The 25,920-nt window shown below is 35.2% G+C and carries 27 protein-coding genes, 1 pseudogene and 1 riboswitch; of the genes and pseudogenes, 15 read left to right on the top strand and 13 right to left on the bottom strand.

Annotated features, from left to right (window positions below; translation table 11 throughout):
- Nucleotides 1–56 precede the first annotated feature (56 nt).
- Together BN990_RS18905 and BN990_RS18900 are read right to left on the bottom strand one after the other, a co-directional pair.
- Nucleotides 57–863, bottom strand: coding sequence for a hypothetical protein (locus BN990_RS18905; RefSeq protein WP_038246340.1), 807 nt, complete (start codon nt 861–863; stop codon nt 57–59).
- A gap of 179 nt (nt 864–1,042) precedes the next feature.
- Nucleotides 1,043–1,723, bottom strand: coding sequence for a YetF domain-containing protein (locus BN990_RS18900; RefSeq protein WP_038246338.1), 681 nt, complete (start codon nt 1,721–1,723; stop codon nt 1,043–1,045).
- A gap of 216 nt (nt 1,724–1,939) precedes the next feature.
- On the opposite strand from BN990_RS18900, the gene BN990_RS23010 reads away from it, so the two are divergent.
- Entirely contained in the window at nt 1,940–2,107 is a 168-nt protein-coding gene (locus BN990_RS23010; RefSeq protein WP_021292482.1) for a hypothetical protein, read from the top strand.
- A gap of 210 nt (nt 2,108–2,317) precedes the next feature.
- Here the strand turns inward: BN990_RS23010 and BN990_RS18895 are convergent, their stop codons facing one another.
- From BN990_RS18895 to BN990_RS18865, 7 genes are all read right to left on the bottom strand, one after another.
- Nucleotides 2,318–3,931, bottom strand: coding sequence for an amidohydrolase (locus BN990_RS18895; RefSeq protein WP_038246336.1), 1,614 nt, complete (start codon nt 3,929–3,931; stop codon nt 2,318–2,320).
- A gap of 396 nt (nt 3,932–4,327) precedes the next feature.
- The gene (locus BN990_RS18890) at nt 4,328–4,849 is read right to left on the bottom strand and encodes a DinB family protein (RefSeq protein WP_021292484.1); all 522 of its coding nucleotides are present in this window, start codon (nt 4,847–4,849) and stop codon (nt 4,328–4,330) included.
- A gap of 84 nt (nt 4,850–4,933) precedes the next feature.
- Nucleotides 4,934–5,977, bottom strand: a complete 1,044-nt coding sequence (locus BN990_RS18885) for a MupG family TIM beta-alpha barrel fold protein (protein WP_038246334.1) — start codon at nt 5,975–5,977, stop codon at nt 4,934–4,936.
- Nucleotides 5,970–7,421: a PTS transporter subunit EIIC gene (locus BN990_RS18880; RefSeq protein ID WP_038246331.1), complete on the bottom strand. Its 1,452-nt coding sequence runs from the start codon at nt 7,419–7,421 to the stop codon at nt 5,970–5,972. The genes BN990_RS18885 and BN990_RS18880 overlap by 8 nt, the downstream gene beginning before the upstream one ends.
- A 21-nt stretch (nt 7,422–7,442) precedes the next feature.
- Nucleotides 7,443–8,336 carry an N-acetylmuramic acid 6-phosphate etherase gene (gene murQ / locus BN990_RS18875; protein ID WP_038246329.1) on the bottom strand — a complete coding sequence of 298 codons (894 nt, stop codon included), beginning with the start codon at nt 8,334–8,336 and terminating at the stop codon, nt 7,443–7,445.
- Nucleotides 8,337–9,182 (bottom strand): MurR/RpiR family transcriptional regulator, encoded by an 846-nt coding sequence (locus tag BN990_RS18870; protein ID WP_021292488.1) that lies wholly within the window; start codon nt 9,180–9,182, stop codon nt 8,337–8,339.
- Between the two features lie 503 nt (nt 9,183–9,685).
- Entirely contained in the window at nt 9,686–10,537 is an 852-nt protein-coding gene (locus BN990_RS18865) for a YitT family protein (RefSeq protein WP_021292489.1), read from the bottom strand.
- Between the two features lie 456 nt (nt 10,538–10,993).
- On the opposite strand from BN990_RS18865, the gene BN990_RS18860 reads away from it, so the two are divergent.
- Together BN990_RS18860 and BN990_RS18855 are read left to right on the top strand one after the other, a co-directional pair.
- On the top strand, nt 10,994–11,515 hold the full coding sequence (locus tag BN990_RS18860) for a CueP family metal-binding protein (RefSeq protein WP_021292490.1): 522 nt from the start codon (nt 10,994–10,996) through the stop codon (nt 11,513–11,515).
- A gap of 306 nt (nt 11,516–11,821) precedes the next feature.
- Nucleotides 11,822–12,205 carry a DUF2283 domain-containing protein gene (locus BN990_RS18855; RefSeq protein ID WP_021292491.1) on the top strand — a complete coding sequence of 128 codons (384 nt, stop codon included), beginning with the start codon at nt 11,822–11,824 and terminating at the stop codon, nt 12,203–12,205.
- Between the two features lie 213 nt (nt 12,206–12,418).
- Here BN990_RS18855 and BN990_RS18850 read toward each other — a convergent pair whose 3' ends face one another.
- Nucleotides 12,419–12,970: a bifunctional transcriptional activator/DNA repair enzyme AdaA gene (locus tag BN990_RS18850; RefSeq protein WP_101953576.1), complete on the bottom strand. Its 552-nt coding sequence runs from the start codon at nt 12,968–12,970 to the stop codon at nt 12,419–12,421.
- A gap of 40 nt (nt 12,971–13,010) precedes the next feature.
- Nucleotides 13,011–14,273 (bottom strand): APC family permease, encoded by a 1,263-nt coding sequence (locus tag BN990_RS18845; protein WP_038246327.1) that lies wholly within the window; start codon nt 14,271–14,273, stop codon nt 13,011–13,013.
- A 285-nt stretch (nt 14,274–14,558) separates the two neighbouring features.
- Here BN990_RS18845 and BN990_RS18840 point away from each other — a divergent pair, with 285 nt between their 5' ends.
- From BN990_RS18840 to BN990_RS18805, 10 genes and pseudogenes are all read left to right on the top strand, one after another.
- On the top strand, nt 14,559–14,975 hold the full coding sequence (locus BN990_RS18840; protein ID WP_021292494.1) for a VOC family protein: 417 nt from the start codon (nt 14,559–14,561) through the stop codon (nt 14,973–14,975).
- Nucleotides 14,972–15,758: pseudogene (locus BN990_RS18835) on the top strand (DNA alkylation repair protein). The gene BN990_RS18840 and the pseudogene BN990_RS18835 overlap by 4 nt, the downstream one beginning before the upstream one ends.
- Nucleotides 15,759–15,761: 3 nt before the next feature.
- The gene (locus BN990_RS18830) at nt 15,762–16,349 is read left to right on the top strand and encodes a TetR/AcrR family transcriptional regulator (protein WP_038246325.1); all 588 of its coding nucleotides are present in this window, start codon (nt 15,762–15,764) and stop codon (nt 16,347–16,349) included.
- Nucleotides 16,350–16,606: 257 nt separating this feature from the next.
- Nucleotides 16,607–17,170: an RDD family protein gene (locus BN990_RS18825; RefSeq protein ID WP_021292497.1), complete on the top strand. Its 564-nt coding sequence runs from the start codon at nt 16,607–16,609 to the stop codon at nt 17,168–17,170.
- Between the two features lie 363 nt (nt 17,171–17,533).
- Entirely contained in the window at nt 17,534–18,559 is a 1,026-nt protein-coding gene (locus BN990_RS18820; protein WP_038246322.1) for a TDT family transporter, read from the top strand.
- A 10-nt stretch (nt 18,560–18,569) separates the two neighbouring features.
- The gene (locus tag BN990_RS23005) at nt 18,570–18,707 is read left to right on the top strand and encodes a hypothetical protein (protein WP_021292500.1); all 138 of its coding nucleotides are present in this window, start codon (nt 18,570–18,572) and stop codon (nt 18,705–18,707) included.
- Nucleotides 18,708–19,459: 752 nt separating this feature from the next.
- A complete protein-coding gene (locus tag BN990_RS18815; RefSeq protein ID WP_021292501.1) occupies nt 19,460–19,993 on the top strand; it encodes a GNAT family N-acetyltransferase in 534 nt (177 codons plus the stop codon).
- An 86-nt stretch (nt 19,994–20,079) separates the two neighbouring features.
- Nucleotides 20,080–20,241 carry a hypothetical protein gene (locus BN990_RS23000; RefSeq protein WP_021292502.1) on the top strand — a complete coding sequence of 54 codons (162 nt, stop codon included), beginning with the start codon at nt 20,080–20,082 and terminating at the stop codon, nt 20,239–20,241.
- A gap of 318 nt (nt 20,242–20,559) precedes the next feature.
- A complete protein-coding gene (locus BN990_RS18810) occupies nt 20,560–21,315 on the top strand; it encodes a CPBP family intramembrane glutamic endopeptidase (protein ID WP_158295257.1) in 756 nt (251 codons plus the stop codon).
- Between the two features lie 35 nt (nt 21,316–21,350).
- Nucleotides 21,351–21,851: a hypothetical protein gene (locus BN990_RS18805; protein WP_148530735.1), complete on the top strand. Its 501-nt coding sequence runs from the start codon at nt 21,351–21,353 to the stop codon at nt 21,849–21,851.
- Between the two features lie 809 nt (nt 21,852–22,660).
- Here BN990_RS18805 and BN990_RS18800 read toward each other — a convergent pair.
- Both BN990_RS18800 and BN990_RS18795 read right to left on the bottom strand, forming a co-directional pair.
- Entirely contained in the window at nt 22,661–23,968 is a 1,308-nt protein-coding gene (locus BN990_RS18800; RefSeq protein WP_038246315.1) for an LLM class flavin-dependent oxidoreductase, read from the bottom strand.
- Nucleotides 23,969–24,045: 77 nt separating this feature from the next.
- A complete protein-coding gene (locus BN990_RS18795; RefSeq protein ID WP_021292507.1) occupies nt 24,046–24,798 on the bottom strand; it encodes a 3-oxoacyl-ACP reductase in 753 nt (250 codons plus the stop codon).
- A gap of 142 nt (nt 24,799–24,940) precedes the next feature.
- Nucleotides 24,941–25,041, bottom strand: a riboswitch (TPP riboswitch).
- 278 nt (nt 25,042–25,319) lie between these two features.
- Between BN990_RS18795 and BN990_RS23670 the strand changes: the two genes are divergently transcribed.
- Nucleotides 25,320–25,478 (top strand): hypothetical protein, encoded by a 159-nt coding sequence (locus BN990_RS23670; protein ID WP_368855430.1) that lies wholly within the window; start codon nt 25,320–25,322, stop codon nt 25,476–25,478.
- Nucleotides 25,479–25,649: 171 nt separating this feature from the next.
- On the top strand, nt 25,650–25,901 hold the full coding sequence (locus BN990_RS23665; RefSeq protein ID WP_368855431.1) for a phosphatase PAP2 family protein: 252 nt from the start codon (nt 25,650–25,652) through the stop codon (nt 25,899–25,901).
- The last annotated feature ends 19 nt before the right edge of the window (nt 25,902–25,920 follow it).

The following is a 25,920-nucleotide window of genomic DNA, read 5'->3' as shown; positions in this document are numbered from 1 at the left end:
AGAGCGCATATCCATACTCCGGATAGCGCCCTGTAACTTTGCTAACGTAATTGATTTTATTTCTCGAGATAATAACTATATAGGTTACCAATCACATCTTTATTTACTTCTAGCTTATAGTGAACAGCCAATACATCATATAATTTTTCGGCTAACATCAAGGCATTTTTATACGCATCTGTTAACTCATTTTCTTTTAATGCTGACGTAATCGAAACATAGTCATTGTACGATTCAATGCTTATATCTTCTTCTAAATTTTTCGTACTATTGAACCAACGCTCCACCGTTTGTTCTTTGACCCTTATTAGCCGTAAGATAAATTTTTGTACATGGGTGAGAACCTCTAGAGAGCGTGCTAGCTCCCCCCGTTTCATAATGTTTACCCCCATCAACCAAGCATTCACAAAATTATTATAGGCGAAGTTTACATTCTCATCTGTCATTCGCTTTGGGCCATCCCCACCTAAAGCGTCGAGTAAAACCTTTAATTTTTTTGTCGAATCGTAAATATACATAGCATCCGTATTTGGAAAAACACCCGTCGGTTTAAAACTTTTTATGATTCCTATTTCTGATTCAGGTAGAAAGTGAAATTCTCCACGAATCATATTTGTAAAAATCACTACCTCCGTTCCATACTCATTATAGAAGATCAAGTCAAATGGATAGACTTCAGAAATCCATTGTCTTGGGCTGAAATCATCCATCTTATCATTTTCAATGAATATATAAAACTCAACATCAGAATACTGGTCTCCTTCACCTTTTGTAAAAGATCCATACATCATACCAGCTGAAACGGAATCATCTTGAATACATTTCTCTCTCACACGTTGAATCATTTTATTTTGAATTAACATGTTTTCATCTCCTTATCTAATTAAATTTCATTTTTAGATAAGGGGTTTATCAGTTACTGGACAGCATGAGCAACACATGTATTATGCTCCTTCCATGACTTTATCAATATGAATATAACATACTATATTACGGAGTTGTGATTATCATTCACTCTCTCTGCAATGAATGTAACTAACGTTTAATTCTTGAATGGCTGTACAAAAAGACCGTCTTTATGGAGCCATTCGGCAATAAAAACATCTTTATAGTCAGTAATATTCTGGGAATTCAACTGTGATATTAACCACGATTCATCATAGCCCAGATCATTTATTTCATCCCATAAAACATTACCGTCCCTTATTATGGTGACAGGGACGGAGACTACTTTTGAAGGCATATTGAAATCTTCCTGAGCCGTTTTTTGATACTTTGATTTTTTTAAAATACTAATTGATCCGTTTGCTTCTAAATAGCAATAAGCAACCTCACGTATTGAAAAGGTTTCGCTTTGTCGGAGAAGACTTTGCAGCTGATTTAAGTTCATCCTGTTTTTCCTTAATGCTTCTCGATCTACAACGCCATTTTTAATTAGTGCAGAGGGTTTCCCTTCTACCATACCCCTGAAGGATAGGAGTTTTTGGCTTAGATACTCCACCAAGAAAAGTAAACCTCCCCAGATGATCAAAGAATACACGATATAAAAAACACCTATTTTATTATCGTATAATGCATTTCCAAGTAATTCTCCTAATACAATAGCCGCGATAAAAGTAAAAGGAGATATTTGATCAATGATCTTTTTCCCTACAAATTTAACGATGATAAATAAAACAAAAAAACCGACGATAAGTTCGATAGTTAAGTGCAATAATGTCATTTTTTAGTAAACTCCGATATCTTTAAAAGTCTTTTATAACTGTATTCATGAAATAGTATCCCAACTTATCTAAGAAGTATTTACAAGAGAGCAGCTAAATAGCTTTTGCAAAAAAACCCTTCATCAATTGATCTTCTTTTTATCTAACAAGAATAGGTACAATTAATCTGGGTAAAAATAAGGGAGCAATTAAAAATTCTAAATGAGGTGATTAGTATGAAGGAAAAGAAATTACCAGTTGCCATTTTCACAGCACTTCTTTCTACTGGTTTGTTGTTTGGATGTGGGACAACAAATGATGAGCAGGAACCAGATCCGAGCGAAGAGCCTACGGAACAACAGCAGGATCAAGGAAACGAATTAGAAGAGGAACAAAACCAATAAGAACCAGGATGATTACCTCTCCATGTTTCTAAATAATATCAAAACATGGATACATCTTTATGAAAAAGCTATTACAAATTAAGCCTAATTTCTCGCATGGAGAAATTAGGCTTTATATTCTTTTTACTTTGATAAATCAAGCTACAAGGGTAAATCAAGAAGCCTTTCTTTTAAACGAATACCTTCTCATTGAGAGTCCAAGCATGATGTTCATGTCTCATTCTTTTGGTAAATCGTACTTCCTTCTTTAATGGTCTCTAGTACGTTAATCTTATTAATCTCCTCTTTATTCGCGGTAAGTGGGTTCTGGTCTAATATTACTAAATCGGCGTATTTCCCAATGGCAATACTTCCTTTAGTATTCTCCTCAAAATATTGATACGCCGCATTGATGGTAACAGCTTGTAATGCTTCGTACACAGTAACACATTCCTGCTCACCGATGGTACTTCCACTTCTTGTTTTACGATTCACAGCACACCATATGGCATGAAGCATGTCAGGTTTAACTACAGGAGAGTCCTGGTGAAAATTCACAGCCAATCCTTTATCAAAAGCTGTTTTTGCTGGACTAATCCTGCTGCCTCGCTCTGCTCCTAAGTTTTTAAGATGTACATCTCCCCAATAGTAGGTGTGCACATTGAAAATCGATGGAATCATATCCAATTTCAGCATTTCATCTAATTGATCATCACGTACAGTTTGACAATGAATCATCACTGGGCGCAGCTTATGTTTATTCGGATTAGTTGAGACCTGCAAAGCATTCGCATAGCTTCGTAGTAATTGATCTGATGCGGCATCGCCATTACAGTGTGTCAGTAGTTGAACATCATCATTTATTGCAGTTAAAGCGAATTGCCGCACTTCTTCATCCTGATACCATGCGTATCCTTTGTAATCTGTTTCCCCTTCATATGGTTCAGTTAACCAAGCTGTTTTTCCTTGTGGAGAACCGTCTAAGAAAAGCTTATACCCTCCTAGTTTAAAACGATTGCTGTATTTTTTAGCGTATCTTTTATATTGTTCCAGCAATTCTGTCGGTGTTTCCATTACTAATGGATAGGCAACGACATCTATCATGAGTGCATTCTCATCTGCTAAGGTATGAAAAAGCTGCATGATTTCTTTACTTGTCGCCCCGTCCTGGCATGTCGTAATCCCATTTTTGATATACATCTCTTGTCCTTGCTGCATCATGGCTGCAAAATTTGTCCCCATGTCACCCATTAACTTTTCTCGCATAGCCATCATACTCGCCTCTTCTAAATACCCATTAGGCTCTAGTGTTCCTTGTACTCTACCAATTGTGCCGCCTTCATGATCTTTGGTATTTTCATCAATGCCAGCAATTTGTAAGGCCAAGTCATTGACGCAGCCCATATGCCCAGATGTATGCATAACGATAACTATTCTATCCATTGACACTTGATTAAGAACTTCCTTGGTTGGATGCTCCGCTTCTTGTAATACATTATGGTCGTAACCAAAACCGATCACTGGATCGGAATCTTTTAATTGCTTCTCTTTTATATACGCCTTCAATTGGTCCACAATCTCATTGAAATTATCACATTCACTTAAATCACACAAAGCTGCAACAGGACCAACCATCGAAATATGGCTATGGGGATCAATGAAGGAAGGTAATAGTGTATTTCCTTCTAGATTATGTTTTTCGATGTTGTCATCTTGGAATAGTGGTTCCAATTTGGATAACGATCCTAAGTCTTGAATGACACCATCCTCCACCAATACAGCTTCTACTGGTTCCTTGTCTTTTTCCATCGTGATAATTTCTCCACCATAATATAGCTTTTTCATTGCATTCATCCTTTCCAACTACCAATTAAAAGACACTGCATTCATCGAAATTATATGTAAGCATACAATAATGGAGATGAAAACAGTGTTTATTTTTATTGAATCATATTCTATAACAAAATGATATCGAAGCTAAAGCATCTATTGGACTATTTCTACATGCTGCTAGTTATACATATCTTCTTTATTCCAAATGGAAGGCTGCTACAAAACAATTTTACGTGTTTTATTGTTTCAGAAAGGGAATTGAATTAATGAGCAGCCCCTTTCCCAACAATATCCATTCTCTCTATCCCCCAACCTGTAATGGATTAGAGTGGATTACTACTTAAAGGGTATTTAATAGAGGTGCCCTTTAAGAGCTGCTCATCAATTATAAAGTTACTTTCTAATATTTTATTTCGTTTGATTGCTGTTTTGTATATATAAATAAACTCCATAATCTGTGGGTACAGAAGCATAGCCCATTTGCCTTAACATAGCTGTAATATTACCTCGATGATAAGTTCCGTGATTCACCACATGAGGTACTAATTCGGATACGCTTGTGTTCATTAGCTCGCCAGAGGGATGTTCAATCACAAGCTGCTTATCTATATTTTCTTTTTGGCTAAGGAATGTTTTGTATCGATCAGATAAATCCAAAAACAGCTTCTCCATGTCCGCTAACCCTGTTTCCTCTGTTTCTTCTTTTAATTGTTCAGCTATCCTTAATGCATAGTTCATACTTCTACCAGAAAAAACTCCTAACCAGCCAAGATCGGAAAGATAAACATGTGCCAGTACTTTCGATATCGATGAAAACACACTTTGAACTTCTTGATGATAAATATCTTCCGGAAGTTCGTTTAGTCGACTAAAAATTTGTTTGTTTGCCCATTCGTTAAAATCATAAAACTGTAATGCAAAATGTGTCAACTTGTTCCCCCTTCTCTGTTTAATGGCTGCTGTACCACCGTAATAAAAATCAGGCTAGGAATAGAGAATCTTCTTTTCTCCAGATTAAATTTTGACGAATCGGATTTTTTCTCCATTTTTTACACAATCAACAAGGGGAACATACCCTTCTATTATCTCGCCAATGACATTAACCCTTCCATCTTTTGGATAATGTTGACGCATGATTTGTATCTCTCCTGAATAACGTTTATACGCCTCATTATCTATTGTGACTTTTCCTCTTGTTCTTTCCGTACAATGTTGTACGTTAATCGTTTTCCCTTGAGATGCATACCCTCGCGATTCTTGCAATCGCATTAAACCGCTTGGTGAGTCAATCCGAATGGTATACACGTGATCGTATAAGTAGTCAAAATCAGATTCAAACCTTACAGGAAGTGAGATAATCTTGCTTGATCGATAGTCTTCAATCAGCTTTAGCTGCTCGGAAGAAATGGTTACATCCCCAATAAACACTTGATAAACAGAATGATTCTTGATTAAATCTAAATAAGCAACATAAGGTGGCAACTCTCGATGGGTCTCTATTGTTGGTAGACCTTCATAAATCGGACCACGTAATATTTCATCCCCTGGAATAAATGCCACCAGTTGTGCAGACCCATTTTGCTTAATTGTTTGGTTAATAGTTTCGAAAAGCTTCCAGTCTAATCCTGTTTCTGGTCTTGGATAGAAATTATGCATGGCATATAACTTGTGACCTTCTAAAACAAATGGTGCATCTAAATTTAAGGTGGATGCATTAAAAGCGATTGGAATTTGCTTGGCAGTCCGCGTTATTTCTTGTTCATCAAAGCCATAATCTAGACGCAGTACGGAAACATGCATATCTTCTGCAAAACGAATAAGATCGTGTTGAGCAAAAATTTCTAATGTTTTCGGTGATACATCTGCAATGATTTGAAAACCATGTTGATGAAGCCATTTGCACATGTCCTTTGCCTTAGTCACATAACTATCGTTTACCTCTTCTGAAATATGAAATGAAGTAAAAATGGAACTGTTTTTTCCTTTTAGCTTTTCTAACATCGGAATTTGTAATTCAAAAGTAGACACATATACAGAGATCCCTAGTGGTTTAGGCATTTGCAACATCTTCTTTTTTAATGAATAGGCGCGTAATAATAAAGCCTCCAATATACGCGATAAAAATACCGATAACATAATGAATCATTTTATCTGCTTGCATCAATGGAACAGCTACTAATCCAGATGGTCCCCAAGCATTCGCCATGACCTGCATCATCATAACATATGCTCCACCAAAACCTGCGCCTAAGCCCGCAGTAATAAAAGGCTTTCCTAGCGGTAAGGTAACCCCATATATCAAAGGCTCACCGATACCAAGAATCCCGGCTGGCAGCGCACCTGCTATAATTTGCTTCATGCGGTGATTACCTACTTTTTTACATATTAGATAAATGGCGATGGACGCACCAACTTGTCCAGCTCCTGCCATGGCTAGTACCGGGAACAGTGAAACGCCTCCAAGTACATCTAGTTGAATAGCGTAAATCGGAATCAAACCATGATGCAGACCTAGTAATACCATTGGTAAAAATACAGCAGATAGAATATAACCCGATATAATACTAACGATTGTGTTATCAGAACCAATAATTACACTTAACCCACTAACAAGCCAATCAGAGAATATTCCAGATATCGGCATAATAATAAATACAAAGAGAGCTACTGTGATCAGTAATGTTGCTACTGGTGTCACGATTAAATCTAATACGTCTGGAACTCGTTTACGTATCATTTTTTCTAACTTAGCTAAAATAAACACTCCAAAAATAACACCAATAATACCACCTTTTCCTGTCGTTAAGATGGAATTTAACGGCTCATCCGCATCATAAAGCCCAAAAAGCTGCGAAAGTTCAACTAGTGGTGAAGCAATAGAAATGGCTCCAATCATACCACCAAGCGCTTCAGTGGCTCCAAATCGTTTTGCCGCATTAATACCTGTAAAAATAGAGAAATATCCTAGAAACCCTGTTCCGATTAGAGAAAACAGTAATCGTGTTGCTTCCCAAAAATCGCCTGTCAGCGTTCCTTCCCCTTGCAGCGTTCCGATCAAGCTGCTGAATCCATTGAAAATACCGGCTGCAATGATGGCAGGAATCATTGGAATAAAGATACCACCAATTGTTTCAAGTGCGGACTTTAATTTACCTTTCTTCTGCTTCTGTTTGATAGAAGCTTTATTTTCCTGCCAATCCTCCGTAACTGTTTGATTTCCTGTCATTTCAGTCTGACTATCTTCAGAGGATACATTGTACCTTTCCAACAGCAAATCTGTTAGCTTTTTTGCTTTCCCTGGACCAACGATGATTTGAAGTGTTTCAGCTTGTACAACCCCCATCACATCATTTAACTCCTTTAATCCTTTTACATCCACACTACTCTCATCCTTGATACGAATACGCATCCGAGTCATACAGTTGGTTGCTGATTGGATGTTATTCTTTCCACCAATCAGCTCGACAATTTCATCTATGAATTTCTCTTTTTCATTCGCCATAATAACCCCTCTCCCATCTGTTTATTGTTGTGTTTTTCTAATATGCCCGTTTGACTCCTGAAGCTTCTGTTTAGCAGTGGCTACATCACAATTCAATAGAATCATGGTAATAGCTAGCTTCACATTTCCTTCCCCCTCTTCTAATTTTGCTTGGGCTACATCTTGGTTCACTTCTGTTGCAGCCATGATGATGCGCAACGCCCTCACTTCTAGTTTCTGATTGGTGGTTTGTAAATCCACCATTAAATTTTGATAAACCTTTCCAATCCCAACCATAGAGATTGTAGAGAGCATATTTAAAATTAATTTCTGTGCAGTAGCTGCTTTTAATCGAGTAGAACCAGTTAAAACCTCAGGTCCTGTAGTTACTTCAACAGCGATTTTGGCAATCTCCCCAATTTCTGAGTTTTGGTTACAAGCGATAGCCACTGTCTTTGCACCTATTGTATTAGCATAGTCTAAAGCTCCAATCACATAAGGTGTTCGCCCACTAGCTGCAAGACCGACTACAACATCTTTCGGTTGCAATTGAATCTCCTTTAAATCTTGCTCTCCCATTGATTTGCTGTCCTCAGCACCTTCAACTGCCTTCGTAAATGCCTTTTCGCCGCCGGCAATTAAACCGATTACTTGATTTGGCTCTGTACCAAACGTTGGTGGACACTCCGCTGCATCAAGTACACCCAGACGCCCACTTGTACCTGCTCCAACATAAATCAATCTTCCTTCTTGCTCAAAAGCTTCAATAATTGCTTTTACAGCCTTTTCAATTTCTGAAAGATGGGCTTCAATTGCTTTTGCTACTTGCTGATCTTCCTTATTCATCACCTTCAATGCTTCTAAAACGGACATTTGGTCCAAGTTCATTGTCTTCAAATTTTGTTTTTCAGTTGTCATCTTATCTAAGTTAATCATTTAATGAGACTCCTTTTTTATCTGGTTTTTTTCTAGAATTTCAATTGATTTTTCATAATGCATATTTACATAAGTTGTATAAAGAATATCGATCAGATTCAATTGAGATATTCTTGAGGACATTGCGCCACTTCGAAAGGCGTATTCATTTGCAGCAACAAAAAGTTTATGATCTGCCATGTCAGATATGGTTGCGCTTCCATACTTGGTTATAGAAATAAGTTCTGCTTGATTTTCTTGTACTGTTTTGGCGCATTGAATCATTTCTTCTGTCTCACCAGAATATGAAATAACAATACCAATATCATGCGCAGTCATATTTTTCGCCATTAACAATTGCGTGTGCCAATCTTCCGCTACATATACCATTTTATTAATTCGAGTAAATTTCAGCTGCGCATCTTTGGCAACAATTAACGAGGCACCGATACCAAATAACACCAGCTTCTCACATCTGTAAATGGATTTGACGCACGCATCAATGACATCGTAGTCAAGCAAGCTGGTTGTTTCTTCTAATGATAAGATGTTCTTGTTGGTTACCTTATCAACAACTTCCTTCACACTGTCCACCTTGGTTACATCCGTTATTCTTTTGTTTTTATAGTTTTTTCTTACTGCTTGTTCAAATAGAAGCGATTTAGAAAACTCTTTGTATCCATTAAAGCTATTCTTTTTGCAAAGTCGGATGATAGAAGCTGGCGAGGAAAATGTCCGCTCTGCAAGCTGATAAATGGTCAACTTCGATGTTTCTTCTGGATTGGCAAGTATATATGAAATAATTTCTTTCTCTGTTGTACTCGCCTGCTCGTAATACTCCTTTAAGCGAATGGTTGCGATTTTCAATTGATCGCTCCTCCTTACATAGTTTGATGATAATTACTATGAAACTTAGTGTCAATGACATTAGATACTTATGAAACATTGTACCATAACTTGAAATTTATTGCGTGTATCCCCTTTCATACATGAAACTTTCTGTCACTAAATGTAGAAAATTTCCAATCAGAAGGTTTAGACTTATCGGAGTATCTATGATTATCATAAAGCTTCCATTCTCTTGAATAATTAACAATCGTTTTAATGATAATAAAATAGGGAGCGAGATATGTAAATTCGATAGAATATCAATATCGAGGGGGTTTTCATGATAGCTAAAAAGTAATGGAGAAAATGGAGTACACAAATGCTAAAAGTAATCCATGGTTCTATAGAGACTGCTGTGACCAGAAATGGTGGATATACAGTAAACATCAAGTATACATCGAGTATCTCATTTTTACAGAGAAATAACCTTCCATTCATCCGAATGATAAAATAGACAAGCTCTCGACGAAAGCTTGTCTATTTTAATTTGTCCGAGTGTTACTACTTACAAATCCTAGTTTTCCACCAACTACCTCTTTCACCTCATGAATTACAACAAAGGAGCTTGGATCAATGGTTTGCACTCGTTTTTTGATTTTTAATAGCTCCGTCTTTTTAATAACCGTATAGATAATTCTTTTATCTTTATTTACGTAGTATCCGTATCCATAATAAATCGTAGCGGCATTGCCAAATTCGTTTGTAATTACGTTAGAGATTTCTTCATATTTATCTGACATAATTGTCATGGCTTTCTTATTATGGAAACCTCCAATTACTTGATCCGCTATTTTTGTACACAGATAAACAAATATAAAGCTATACAGCATATTATTAACTCCAATAATAAATATAAACGCTGCTATAATAACACTATCCATATAAAAAAGACTCTTGGAGAAGCTGTATCCCTTAGTGTAATTTAGTAAATAAGCCAGGAGGGTAGTTCCACCGGTCGAGCCATCAGCAATGAAAATCAGGCCTAAACCAGCCCCGAGTAATAATGCACCGAAGATAATGCCCAATACCATATCTTCAATACCAAAAGGAACAAAGCTTAGAATTCCTAGAAATAAAGAGCTCATCGCTACGCCTAATATGGTATAAACGATGGTTCTTTTCATTAAAAATTTATATGCGATGGCAATAAAAATCAGATTAATGATAAACGTACTAATACTAGTAGGAATCTCAAATAAATAATATAAAATGAGAGACATACCTATTGTGCTTCCGTCACCGAGCCTGTTCGGTATAACAAAAAATTGAACGGAGGCAGCGATAAGAAAAGAACCAACGATTATTAACAGCACATCTTTAAAAATATTTTTCATATAAATAACCTCCTTAAACAAAAAAAGTCATATATAAAAAACTTTAGAAATCAACTATTTCTTAACCTCTAAAGCTACTAAATATAAATAATGTTTTATCCCACTATGATGCAACTTCACGATTATAGTAACCTCTTGAATCAAAGTCAATATACAATCTAATTTTTAGATTTATAAGATATATGGCCGACACTATCTTTTCTCTTGAGAAACACTCCATTGAAATTCAGAAATAAATGGTACTCCCTAAAATTTTTGTTCATAAACCGTCACAGCTTCTACATAATTTCTGCAACTATTTATCTTAAACTAACAAGTAGAAACCTGTTTTTAGCTCTTAAGACATCATTAAAGCTTCACTTATTATAGAAGGAGGGTATATAGAAGCTTGAATGAAGCTAAAATGAAAAAGAAATCGCATTAAGTTACTTAATTAAAATAGGAGTTGAATAATAGATGAAGAAATGCCTTCTTGCAGTGGCTGGACTATTCCTCATGTTAGTAGTAATTGCCTGTGATGATAGTAGTTCGAATAAAAAGGAAGAAAATAATATAAAAGAAATGGTGCACGATTACAGTGTTAATCGTGTTGATGATGGGACAGCATCCATTACTTCAGAAGAACTTATTGTAACGGACAGTAATAATAAAGAGACTACTTATGATCTTCCAGAGGATGAATTTTTTGTTTCGATTGCACCATTTATGAAAGCAACACATCCTTGTACCAATCATAGTCTAACTGGTTGCCAAGGCGAATTGGTCGAAAAAGAGTTTGATGTATATATTCAAGATGACGAGGGGAATGTGGTGATTGATGAAACCATGACCTCATTTAAAAATGGATTTATTGATTTATGGTTGCCAAGGAATAAAACATTTCAAGTAAAAATAGAATATGGCGGAAAAGTATCAGAATCAGAAATCTCCACCTTTGAAGGCGACAATACGTGTATAACAACAATGCAGTTATCTTAGGAAAAGTCTATGACGAATGACCAAGGAAAACAAATCCCTCTAGTGTTTACTGATGTATAATGATCAATGAATAATTAACTTAAGCGATAGAGACGAAGACAAAAGTAGCTTATTCCTATCAACATCCGAATGGTTTCACTCGAATCCACTCGGATGTTTGTTTACATAAAACGATTCTATCCTCGTTCCGTCAAAAAAATTTTATAATTTATAAACAATATGTTACCACCGCCTTCCTATCTGTATAATATAAATACTTCAAGGAATATATATGGAATCAAATTAGAGGAACAAGGAGAGAAAGAAATGGGTAGAAGAATTGAATTCGATGATGATGTTAAAATTGGATATGTCTATATTGTTAATAAAAAGTATAAATATAAAATTGATGAAACAGAAGAATTAGAAGTAAATCCCTTTCTAAATGTTGATATAGATAAAAACGGAATTATCATAGGAATAGAACTATTCGAAGAAGAAGCGCTTGGACTAAAAGAAATATTGAATAATAAAAAGAGAATGTTCATTGAATCGCCAGAAGGTTACTCATTTAGAATGAGTCAAGAAGAAGTACGTAGTAAATTTGTATTTAGGGGATTGCGTTTCTGCTTTTCGAATGTTGGTTATAAAGGATTGATTGGAATAGATATTATTGTTCCAGAAAATTATCCAGCCAAATACATTTTGTAAACACACTACTATATCCGCATCAAAAAATAATTTAAAGCGAAAGTTGCTGCACGATATTTTATTACACAGCCCATGACATAATGTATTACCCAAGGTTTCCCTTTTCTGTTTAGTTGCATTTGTCCATAATAAATGTGGTGATTACACATAAATAAAAAACGAAAGTGCGTTCACATATAGATTGGATTTTAAAAATCATCCAAAACGCCAAACCTAAGTAGTCGGACTTTTGACATATTGATTCTGAAATTGAATCGGTGAAAGTCCAGTACTCCGTTTAAATGCATTATAAAAACTGGAAATACTTTGATAGCCGATTTGATAACCGACTTCTGTGCTATTTAAACTAGTCGTTAGTAGAAGTTCTTTTGCTTTCTTAATCCTAACCTTTTCCAAGTAAATACGCGGAGTATCCCCTGTACTGTCTTTGAAGAGCCGGTTTAAATGAAAACGACTGACCCCTACCATGGATGCCAATTCATTCATAAGCATTTTTTGATCATAATGACTGTTTATGATCTGCATCGTATCATCAATAATTGCTTTTAATGGTTCATACGTTTTTAATTGTAGATCGGGGCGACATCTTTTACAAGGGCGAAATCCTGTTTTTAGCGCCTCTTCTGCATTCAAAAAAAAGGAAACATTCTCATATTTTGGTATCTTAGATTTGCATGATGGCCGACAAAAAATTCCCGTTGTCTTAACAGCGTAATAAAATCTGCCATCAAATGTAGAATCACATGTAACTGTTGCTTCCCACATCATATCCTTAGAAAGGTCTTTTGGACTTATCATTCGATTTTTACTCCCCCTTAAAGGAAAAAATCTCCTTACTAAAAATCATATAAATCACATATAAAGCGATGACAATTAATGGAACCAATATGTACATTTGAAAAAATGGGATTACAAGTAAACACAAAATGAAAGAAACCCCTGATGCCCACCATGGCAGGGTATATGTCTTGAATAATTTGACACCTGCTGCCATAGAAAGAATGTAGACTAAAATTCCAAAGGAAGTCGGGATAAACAAAATATCGTTAAATGTTAATGACATAGCCTCTGTTACTAAAATACCGGCTATCGCAAAACAGATAATAAATAAAACCATTCGTGTAGGAATTTGAGTGGTACGATGCAGTCTTGAGAAAAATTTCGGAAAAGCGCCATCTCTGCTTAACGAATAACCTAATTGAGTTAGACTAGCTACAAAGGCATTCGCTGTCCCTGTACAAATGATTAGAGCTAATCCCGCCGTAACAATCTTAGCACCTATACCTATTGTATCTCCCATTATAACACCAATAGGGGATAGACTGCTTTCTGTAGATCCATACGTCGCTGTTCCTATGGTGACAAGACTTAAAGCCAAAAACAAGATACCAATGACAATAGCACTAAGCATCGCCCCTTTTACAATATCTTTTTCTGGTCTTTTGAAGTTATTCGACAGACTACAAATCGCCTCCCAGCCGAAAAAAGACCAAAAAATAAGTGTTATAGCATTCCCAACAGAAAACCATCCATTCGGGACAAAAGGGACAAAATTCTTCCACTGTATACTTGGCAAAGAGAAAAATACAGCCAACAATAATAGAATCAACAAACTAGCACTTATAAATAACGCAACCTTGCCACTGACTTTGATACCATAATAATTTGAAACACCTGCAATCACCAAAATAAAAATAGCGATAAGCGTCGTTTCAGATTGTGAAAATCCAAAAGCTTGACTAAAATAAAAAGCGCCTGTTAAGGAAACAATTGTTTGTCCGACTGCAGCTGTTATGAAATAAAACCAACCAACAATGTTGCCTAGATGATTCCCAAAAGAATTTCTGACAAAAGTTGCAGCTCCACCCGCATCTGGATATTGCCGAGCTAAACTCGCAAAGGAGTATGCAATTGGGAAATTAATTAAAATCACGATAAACCAAGATAGAATGGACGCAGGACCGGCTATTGTGGCTGTCGCACCAGACAAAAAAAGAACTCCTGATCCTAAGATCGTTGCAATGTATAAAGCAATTCCTTGAAATAATCCAATGGATTTATTTTCCATCCTCTCACTCCTTTCCGCCTTCATCGTAGCAAGAAAGAGTAAGAAATTCTTCTTGTTTTTTGCGGTTCAATTCCCCTAGATCATGCCTTATATTGATCTACTTCTTAATCCATTGAGTGGTTAGTAAGTTGAATAGACGGTAGTTTTGTAATCGATTAAGATTTCATAGGTTTGAAATTCGTTGCTTTCTTAACCAAATAGTTCCTTATTAATGAAATGATATTTACATACATACAGTATGTATGTTAAAATTAACCTAACAACTATTTAAAGGGGTGTAGTTTGATGGCAGTGACTGGGTTTTATCCTGTAATTCTTACGGATGATGTTTCTCGCTCTGTAGATTTTTTTGTAAGCCACTTTCAGTTTGAAGTCGTTTTTGAAATTGATTGGTATGTGAGTTTAAGGTTGGATTCGTTTGAGCTAGCGGTGCTTCATCATCATCATGATACAGTTCCATCAGAGATTCGACAGCAGATTACGACCAGTCTGATTTTAAATCTTGAGGTAAAAGACGTTGATGCCCTATACGATCGCTTAATTCGTGAACATCACCTCCCTATCGTACTCGATTTACGGAATGAAGATTTTGGGCAGCGTCATTTCATTACATCCGATCCGAACGGAATTCTTATCGATGTCATTCAAGCAATAACTCCATCTGCTGAATTCCAAAGTCATTTCAAGGATACTCTGTCATGAGCAGTTACATTCCATTGAAGTATTATTTTGACGGAGAATTAGCGCAATTCTTTGGGCACCAAATATCCCTTATTTATCCGGAATTCCCTCGTAATTCATTTATTAAGGGCGTGAATAATCTCGTCAAAGAATTGGAGCTAAAAGAAAGGGTAGCCCGTCATCTCTAAAGAATTGCACAAAGCGCTCGGCTTACCTTACGTTGATGCGATTGGAATTTTGAAACAAATGCTTGGGCCAGAAAACAAAACAGAACAAGGAATGTTTGCAAATGGTTATTTTTTAATGCCAATTGCTCATTACGTTGAAGTGTATGGATTGAATGACTTTGATGTATCGATGGACGCCTTGTATGAAATTACGAAACGTCATACGTCCGAATATGCGATTCGCCCCTACTTACTGCATTATGAACAAGAAATGTTAGAGAAACTTCGTATATGGGCGATCGATGAGAATGCACATGTACGTCGACTCGTTAGTGAGGGAACACGTCCTCGTCTACCTTGGGCAAAACGAATCGACGTGCTTAGCGGCGATCCGTATATGAATCTTTCTTTGCTCGAGCCATTGATAACCGATCATTCCAAGTATGTTCAAAAATCTGTTGGAAATCACCTGAATGACTTGTCAAAAACGTATAAAGAGGAAACAATAGAATGGATAAAAAAGATGCATAAGCTGCATGGGAAAAACATCAATTGGACAGTAAAGCATGGACTACGTTCATTGATAAAAGTCAATGACCAAGATGCTCTTGCATTTATGCACAGGGTTGGTGAATAATAAATGAAGAAGACAAAAGCTGAAGCGGGAGAAACAATACAATTACTCCTCCAAACAGGGAAACAACATTTTGCAAAATATGGATATGCAAAAACAGCACTCGAAGATATTGTGAAAGATTCAGGTCTGACGCGTGGTGCATTGTATCATCACTTTAAGAATAAAGAAGGACTCTTTTTCGCCGTTATTGAATCCATTCAGAAGCAGATTGCTCAAAATATCGAGCAGCAGGCAAGCAAGAGTTCAGATCAATGGGAACAGCTGTCACTTGGTTGTCGAGCATTTATCACGTCTGCAATTGAGCCTGACCATAAACAGATAATTCTCATTGATGGTCCTGTGGTCATTGGTTGGAATCGTTGGCGTCAATTAGATGCCAATCATTCAATGAGACTTCTATACAATCAGCTTGAACAAATGCAGAAGAACGGTTGTTTTCTGTCTCTGTCGGTAGAATCACTGACCCATTCTTTATCAGGGGCCATGAACGAAAGCGCATTATGGATCGCCGAGAAAGGTTCCTTTGATTCAATTGATGAAGCGATGCGCGTGTTAGATGTGTATTTCGAAGGACTTAAACAGACGAACTAACTGCATCTTAATAACCTTACTCCAGTATTCATAAAGACATATAGCCCATACGCAATTTATTTTGCAGCTAAGAAAATATCCATACGAAAATACCAAACTTCTTAGAAAAACCAGATCATTGGTTGAAATAAAGTTGCGTCAACGCTTAAGTATTATTGGACCATTTCTTAGGCAATATTTTTTGAGGCTTTAATAGTAATGTATAGAGATGAGTTGTTTGAGAGATTTTTAAAACGAAATAGAGGAGCCGATTCAATATGCCTTATGCGTCATTTAAAATCCGCATTTACGCTTTTTTATTAGATTATCTCGTTATCTTAATATACGGTATATTTGTTCTAGGTACCATTTCTTTCGTTTTCAGATCATATATTAGCCACCTATTTTCAAGCTCTCCAGTAACAGCTGAACTGACAGGTTTCCTTTTGATTACGTTGCCAGCTTCGCTTTATTTTATTGTATGTGAATGTTCTAAATGGCAGGGAACATTAGGGAAGAGAAAAATGGGCATTCGTGTTGTTGATAGTTTCGGACAGCGTATTGGAATCGGTCGCTCAGCTTTTCGAACAGCTATCAAGTTTCTTCCATGGGAGGTTGCTCACTTTGGCATATGGCGATTAATGCTTCCAACAGACTTTTCTGAAATCACCATTCTTATGGTCCTTAATGCTGTCAATCTTGTAATATTATTATATCTAATAATTCCTCTTACTAATAAAAAAAGAAAAAATGTTTATGACTGGTTCGCAGGTACGGAAGTGAAAGACTATCGTTTAAGTACGAAAGGGCAAGCAGAGTCACTAGATACATCTGCCTTTTAAAAAACTGAATCCTCAACAATCGGACGAAAAACTACTTATCGCTGGAATAGCAGAGGTAATAGTGGTGTGATTGAATATCCTTCTGAGCAATTGAAGGATATGACTAATCAAGTTATGAAGCGTTATATGGAAGGAACGGAGTTTGAGGTTAAGGATTATTAATTAAAGTCGAGCGTAAATATGTAGTATGATGATATTTCAATTGAGCTCATATTTTATCCGCCCCCTTCTTATCAAAGGGGGCTTTTATTTTTCTACATTTACATCCGATAAAAGAAAAATTAATTGTATCTAAATCATTGTTGAGTTATTAACCAGCTAGCGTTACTATTAGATGCATAAGATTAGAATAGGTGAAATAAAATGGCTTCTAAAAATATTATTATAAATCCTTCCTCTGGAGCCATTATAATGGCCCTAGGTATTTTTCTTTTCGTCACTATAGACGCTTTTCCGTTTCTAGAGAACATAAAATTATTTTTCGTTTTTATTTTTTTGTATATCGGGATGTTAATCTATACATTAATTACAATACAACTTTTTCATAAAGATTTTCTAATTAGTTTGTTGATTAATCCCGTCAATTCTTTTGTAATAGGAACCTGGATTGCAGGTATTTCTGTATTAAGCAATGTAATTATGAAATATCTTCCTGAATTCCATAGATTTGTTCAAGGAATTGTTTGTGTAAATACTTTATTATGGTTAGGTTTCCTTTTAATTTGTTTATATAATTTTAAACGACTTTATAAAAAGTCACAAAAATATCCTGTTCACGGCATTATTTTACTTTCTACTGTAGCCACACAATCAATGGTGCTTTCATGGATACCTTTCTTTCAACAAATACCAATTAAATTAATTAAAATAATAATCATGATAGGATTATTATTTTATGGATTAGGTATACTCTTAATTATTTTTCGATACAGCAGGAATAACTGGTCACTTTTAGATGATTGGACCAATACTAATTGTATTATACACGGAGCGTTATCTATTACTGGATTAGCAATTGTCTCCTCTCATCTTCTATCAGCAGACCTTATTTTAATATTCTGGTTGTTGGTATTCATTTTATTTCTATTGGTAGAAAGTATAGAGATAGTAAGAGGAATTAAAAGAGTCTCTAATCTTGGTTGGAAAAAAGGAATATTCACATATAATGTTAGCCAATGGTCAAGGAATTTTACCTTTGGTATGTTTTATGCATTTACTTTCAAGATTCACAGTAATATTGATTATAAAAGTACCTTGGAATCGTTGCATGAGATTATATTAAGTTTTTGGAATTGGACCGTATTGTTAATATTAGTTATTGAAATTGGAATATGGTTTCGTTCATATTTTATTGACAGAAATAAAATTACAGAAAAAGCAAGCATATAAGGAGGTTTTTATGGAAAAAGAGTATATTGGTAAATGTGATTTATGCGGTGATAAAATTTACTGCCGAAGTGGTTTTTTAGATGGAATTATTCAAAGTAACCATAAGCTTATTTGCTTTTCCTGCCAAGAAGAGAAAATTGATGACTAAGGTATTGAACATTGTGTTATATCACTAGGTTGTACTTTAAGGCATATAATAAATAAAGCCTTCTTAGAAGACTTAATATAACGAGGTTCAAGAGCTAACGGGAATTTCACATCCTAACAATAGATCATAGTTTCCAAAATCAAGAGCATATTGTTAATAATTACTTAACAAATATGCTCCAAAAAACACTTTAGTTTTAACTCTGTCAGGTGCCCCAACTGTATCGATGTTTGTATATGTAGACTTTAATATCACTATTAGCATATACTTTTTTCCTGATTCCCAATTTTCTTTTATGCTGTTCCAATACTCAGTTGAAAAATAGCTAAATTTAATTTAAACCTGACACTTGACAGCATTCACATACATACTTCCCTTTTATCAGAAGCCGGTGTAAGTATAGAAAGGATAAGGAAGAGTTTGGCCATTCTGATGATGAAATTACGAAACAAATTTATCTTCATATTACAAATGCAGTTCGAAAAAGAAACTCAGTAACGTTTGTAAACCTCATTAAAAATAAAATCGAAATTGATGAATAAGCTCAAAATGAAGCCCACTATCAAACTACAATTAATCCACACAAACTTATTTATGATATTTTTTTAATGCAGCCTCGATTTTCATTAAGAAATGCAGGTATCAAGATATAATTAATAAATATGATTTCTTTAAAAATCTGAACTTATTCAATAAAGGACCAGATTACGGAATACATTTTTAGAGATTACGAAACAGATAGGGGGAATCTGATGGAGGAGTCTATTGTGTTACGTACAGTAGATATCGGAGACACAGAAGACTTATCGTTTTTAAAAAAAACAACGCATTTATTACAGGAACTCGTTTTAAACGGCGCGGCAATTGGGTGGGTTGATCCACCTTCAACTAAAGAGGTGACTGGCCTCATTAGGGAATTGGCCATTGCAAGTGAAAATAGTGATGCATGCCTAATTGCCATCTGGGTCGATCAAGATCTTGCAGGTATTGGGTACTGGAGACGCTACAGTCGTCCGACTCATTATCCCCATGCTGACATAGAAAAAGTGGCAATCGATCCACAATATCAAGGTCTTGGTTTAGGGCACAGAATTATGAATCAATTAATTTCTACTGCTGTCAATACTGGGATTGAAGTTCTAACCCTTGACTTCCGTTGTGACAATGATCGAGCTGCCAAATTGTATAAATCACTAGGTTTCACAGAGTATGGTCGATTGCCTCGCTTTGTAGCAGTCGGCAAAGATCGATACGACACTATATTCTATGCCCTTGATCTACGATAATCCAGAATAGGGCGCAGTTGTTGAACAAACATTATGCCTGAATCAAGTCAGATTGTGAAATAAAGCTATATTTGGGGGGATGTAAGTTGAAAATAGAAACATTTACTGGATTTACTGAACAAGGTTTAAGCAAAAAAGTAAATAGGTTTTTGGAAGACAACCCTATAGAAGTAGTGGATATTAAATTTTCCTCCTCTATATTTTATATGGGTGCAATGGTTATTTATAACACGCATAACAATAGTTAATCAAACGAGCGCATTTCTGGAGGAAGTAAATGTGCCCTTATTCATTAAAAGGGCCATTTAATTGAAAAAGGTTTAGTAAATCGATTTCCAACATTAGATGTCGATAGTAGGGTTGATTTTATCACTAATTTCAAGAAAATTGAAACTAGTGACTTGGTTGATACGTAATTTATAACGTTACTACACTAATAAAAAAGGAGCCTTTAATTGAGTTCTTCGAAATTCAGAATTAGCCGGTTGCTTTTGTACTTTGTACTCGTATCACTATTTCTCTTTGTATCGGGGAATGTCGGAAGGTATTTGATAGAAACTCAAGATATGGATCGACAAATAGCCATGCTCCTACAAGGAGTGATTTTTACTGGGTTGACACTTGTTTTACTTTTTGTACTTAAAAGAATAAGTCCAAACATATTCACAAATATTGGGGTAAAGGGTGTAAATTCATTATCTAAGTTGATCGTCGGAATTGCATTGCCTTTTACTTTACTCTTATCAGGAATTTTAACAGCTTATTTATTTGGTGGCATAGAAAACGTCAGTTTGAACCTGACAGCAAGTGTGATCATTTCTATTTTAATCAATTCCGTGACAGCATTTATGTATGAGGCATTTCCAGAAGAAATCTTTATCCGTGGACTAATATTCGAAGAGTTGCATAAGAAGTATCGCTTTATCACCTCATTGGTTTTGCAATCATTCATCTTCATCTGTGTGCCGATTACGGTGATGTCATTGGAGTCCATATTCTTTAGTGAACCATTTGCGCTAACTATAGATTACTTTATATTGCTCTTCACTTTTGGGATTGCTTTACAGCTATATAAAAAATATACAGGAACAATATGGATGAGCATTATCTTCCATATTGTTTACCTTGAAGTAGCTAGATATATTTCCATGGGCGGTGTGTATGAACCAGATGTCGCTATTCTAAAGTTTGATGAGATGTTTGGAGGATTCATGACACTATACTTGTCGTTTCTATTTATCGTAGTATTTAGTATTGTGGCGTTGTCCGTATTGTTAATCATTGACAAAAGAAAAAATAAGTCTGAAAATAAGGAACGATAAAATTGAAACAATACCAATTCAATGATGTTTTATACATGAAAAAAGAAAAGGCTATTGCATTGGAAAATGAAGAAAAAGAGATTATTGGGGTAATTGAAAAAGCAGATATTTCCGGATGTGAAAAAGGACATGTATTTTCATTTACCAATACAAATGGTCTCACAGTCAGAATGGGGATAAAAAAACGCGGTATCAGAAATTTTCTTTTTGCCACATATGTCATAAAAACAGAGAAGGAGACCTACCTTTTTAAAGATAAACCAGGTAATAGCCTCCTTTATTTTTGTGTCAAGGGCGATATCAGCGGTCAAGATATACAAATTGAAGAAAATTGGAGCAAAGAGATTGAAGTGAAACTAGACAAAATACATATCGCTACCCTAAAAACAAGCGACCTCACATTTAGAACAACCATACTCTTTAAAGATAATATTCTTGAATCAACTATCCACTTTGCTGTAACAGTATTGATGTACTTTATGTACAAGATTTATAAAAATGAATCTGAATTTATTGAAAGCATCTTATTTGATTAAAATTGAAACGAGTATAACTCAGTCTTGAAATCGAGACTTCTGAAGCGTTCGTATTAAGCGAGTAGTGAGTCCTTCTAATTAGGTCCAGATTTTTGAAAATCAAGGTATATACTATAACAATAGTAATGTATTTGCCACTCTTATGAAGTTGAAAGTTGAAATTAAAAAATAAAACTCGAACAGTTATTACATTTGTATATAGTTTGCTTATTTTTGCTATTGGTATGTTTCGAATTCTTACTGTATCACTATCTTCAACACCTTTGTTTGTAGCGTATATTTTCGTAATTGTAGGTTTTATCGTATTTATTGTAAACGAGATAATACTAAGAAAGTTGCTATCTAGCCAAAGCATTGGGATACTTAAAGAGTACAGACGAGAACACAACAGAAGTGAAAAAGTTAATGCTAAGACAAAGAGGAACAGGACGCCAGTTAAAAGGCGTTCTTTTTTAATCGCAATTAGTTTTTGAGCGAGAATATGTTTCACATTATGAAATTATTTCCATAAATTAATTTACTATTTTCTTAATAGGATTATACTACTAACTTGATTATTTTACTAGATAAAAAGGCACCTGTTTTTACCAACAAATGCCTTTTTGTAACAAAAAACTAGATCAATTCGTATGAACAGGCTTATTGCCATGAGGACATTGATACGACTATGAAAGTTTATACGTATCTTACCGATAAAATGAAAAAGGATGCTTCCGAAAAAATATCAGAATCTTTACGGAAATCCTCGAAAAAAATATTATTGTGACATCTTACCTCTTCAACTAGTACAGTCATTTTATAATAATTTATTATGTTAATCCTAAATGTTCACGGAAGGTGTGACCTTCATATTTCCTTCTAAAAATACCCCTTCTTTGCATTTCAGGAACAATTAGTTCAACAAAATCTTCTAAACTACCGGGTAATGTAGGAGGCATAAGATTAAATCCGTCAGCCACACCAGCTTCAAACCAGACTTCCATCTGATCCACAATTTCTTCGGGTGTGCCTATCAGCGTGTGATGTCCACCGCCTGCATTAAGATATCCTAATAATTCTCTTACTGTAGGTTGTGTATCATTAATAATTTCTAGTATTGTTTCATAACGTCCAACTGGACCAGTGAATTCTTCTACTGGGGGTAATTGAGGTACTTCTTTATCAATCTCCCAATTCATGCAGTCTTGCTGAATAAAGAAACTCAACCGCTTTAGGGCTGTTTCAAGAGGTAATTGCTCATCTAATGCTGCTTTTTTGGCTAAAGCTTCTTCATGAGTATGACCTACATAGGTTACTAAGCCAGGAAATATTTTAATATGTCTATTACTGTCTTGGCTTTGTTTAACTTGTTCGACTAATTTGTCGCGAAATTTTTCTGCTTGCTTTAAGTTCCACGACACTGAATAGACTGCATCGGCATATTTTGCGGCTAATGCAATGCCTTGTTTAGATGCCCCAGCTTGCATTGATACTGGTTTGCCTTGCGGACTTTTTGGCGTAGTGGATGGACCATACACTTTAAAATAGGTACCATCGTGATTAAAAGGCTGAATATTTGAAGGATTTATCAATTTTCTTTTTTCTCGATGATGAAGAAACTCACCGCTGTCCCATGAAAGAAATAACTTATTCATTAAAGCAGCAAATTCATCTGCCTTTTCATAGCGTTTGTCATGGGAAGGTAGTTCTTCCATACTGTGATTTAACGCCTCTAAATCAGTCATGGACGTAACGAGATTCCAACCAACACGTCCTTTTGTAATATGATCTAAACTTAATAATTGTCGTGAAGCTGTGAAAGGATTAGAAAAAGTACTTGAAATTGTTGAAACTAATCCCACATGATTTGTCACTTGAGAAATAGCGGTTAAATTGACTACTGGATCAAACCAAAATGCTGGCATATCACTAGAATCTTTACCTTGAAATGATTGATTATCAGCAAAGAATACTGCATCAAAATAACCTTTTTCCGCTAACTGTGCTAATGTTTGATAATAAGAAATGTCTCCAATACGTTCAACGCTTGAGTCAGGCATTAGCCAAGCAGCTTGATGGTGTCCACAACCATACAGCAAAACACCTAAGTGTAGTTGTTTTTCTTTCGTTTCTGTCATTTTTTACACCTCAAGATAATTATTAATTGTCTTGTATACTTCTTTTTTTGAAAGATTATCTATGGTAATTTAAGCTATTAGTTCATTGTCAAACCGCCATCTACTGTGAAATTTTGACCTGTAATACCGTTCGCTTTTTCCGATGATAAATAGGCGACCATATCGGCTACATCTTGAGGTGTGGTCACCTTCTTCAATGGCGTTGTTTGAGCAATTAAATCGAATACTTCTGGTGTTGTAACACCACTGGCGTTAGTCGTTTTTAATAATCCACCTGAAACTACATTCGCTTTTATACCATATAATCCTAATTCAGAAGCGATATTACGTGTGAAACCTATTAATCCAGCTTTAGCTGTTGTATATTCATGGTAGGGTACAACAGGATTTTGATATAAATTAGTACCTATACCTATAATACTTCCATTTTGTCGTTCAATAAATTGAGGTATGACACTTTGAACTACATTAAATGCTGCTTTTAAAGTACCATCTAGTTGTTTTTGATAATCATCCCAAGTGAGTTCTGTGAAGGGTTTCTGTTTGTTTGGATCAAATTTAAAGTCTACTAATGCATTGTTGACTACAACATCGATTTGACCAAAATATTCCGTTGCTTTTTTTATCAATTTATCTACTTCTTCACGATTTGTTACATCAGCCCGAATTGCAATAGCATTCTCCTTTCCAATCTTAGAAACGAGCTTCTCAGCAGCATCTTTGCTTTGATAGTAATTGATAACCACTTGAAATCCCTGTTGTGCTAATGTCTTTGCAATAGTTGCCCCTAAACCTCTACTACTACCTGTTACTAACACTGTTCTAGTCATCATAACAACCCCTATATTTTTAATTTTGATGAAATTTATAATAAATTATAATAGAACAAAAAATACGCACCCTTCCATCAGGAAAGTTGCGTAAAACAATTAACTACATATTAAAATAAGGCACAATTCGCTCTTTAAGTATGTATTAGAGTTTACACTTTCCTACGCTAGTTTCAGCTAGTTCAGGTTCAAAGGGTTTGAGGTAATACTCATCTCAGTTAAATAACACCCCTAGTGCATATAATTAATTTATATTAAATGTTATAGTTTTAAAAAATTTATGTCAAGGATATATGGTTAGTTAAAGTATTTCTATAACTTTGTTATTCTAAAATGGTGAATCTGTACATATAACATAAATTTCTCCTCCAAACCCCCCTCCTCCAACGGAGAGGACTTTTTATTATAATATAGTATATAATTGCCTTACAAAAGTGAAAGCGAAATATAAAAAATTCCAATTTATTACATTATATAGTACATATATACTTTTCTTCAGTTAAGATAAGGAGGAAAAGTATTTGAGTATAAGTGAAATGAATATTGACTTGTTTAGAATGGTGAATAATCTAGGTAAGGATCTCACGTATCTTAATCCTACTATAGTGTTCGTTGCTGAATATATGGTATTTTTATTAGCCCTAGGTCATAGCTTTTTGGTTTACAAGAAGCAAAAATAATCGAATGATGATTATTTGCGGTTACTTATTAGCCGAAATAATCGGAAAAATTTCCGGAATAATATATTCAAATGATCCACCTTTTGAGGAATTATCTCATGTGAATCATCTAATAGATCACGAAATAGATAATTCTTTTCCAAGTGACCACACTATATTATTCTTTTCATTTTGTATAACTTTCTTCTTAAAAAGAGATCGAGAATATTTTGGATTATAATAGCGATATTCGTAGGACTTTCACGTATTTGGGCTGGTGTTCATTATCCAGCTGATGTCATTGTTGGAGCAGCTATAAGTATTTTAGTCGCAGACTTTGTTTACAAAGTGGTACCTAAGCTAAATGATGTGCGTAAGCTAATAGCTATTTATGAAAAAGGTGAACAAACAGTCCTGAATAAAACTAGATCAAAAGAAAATTGATTTTGATATTGAAACTACA

Origin of the sequence: Virgibacillus salexigens, from assembly GCF_000723585.1 — a bacterium.
Lineage (GTDB): Bacteria > Bacillota > Bacilli > Bacillales > Amphibacillaceae > Virgibacillus > Virgibacillus salexigens.
This window is presented reverse-complemented; position numbering and strand designations above follow the sequence as displayed.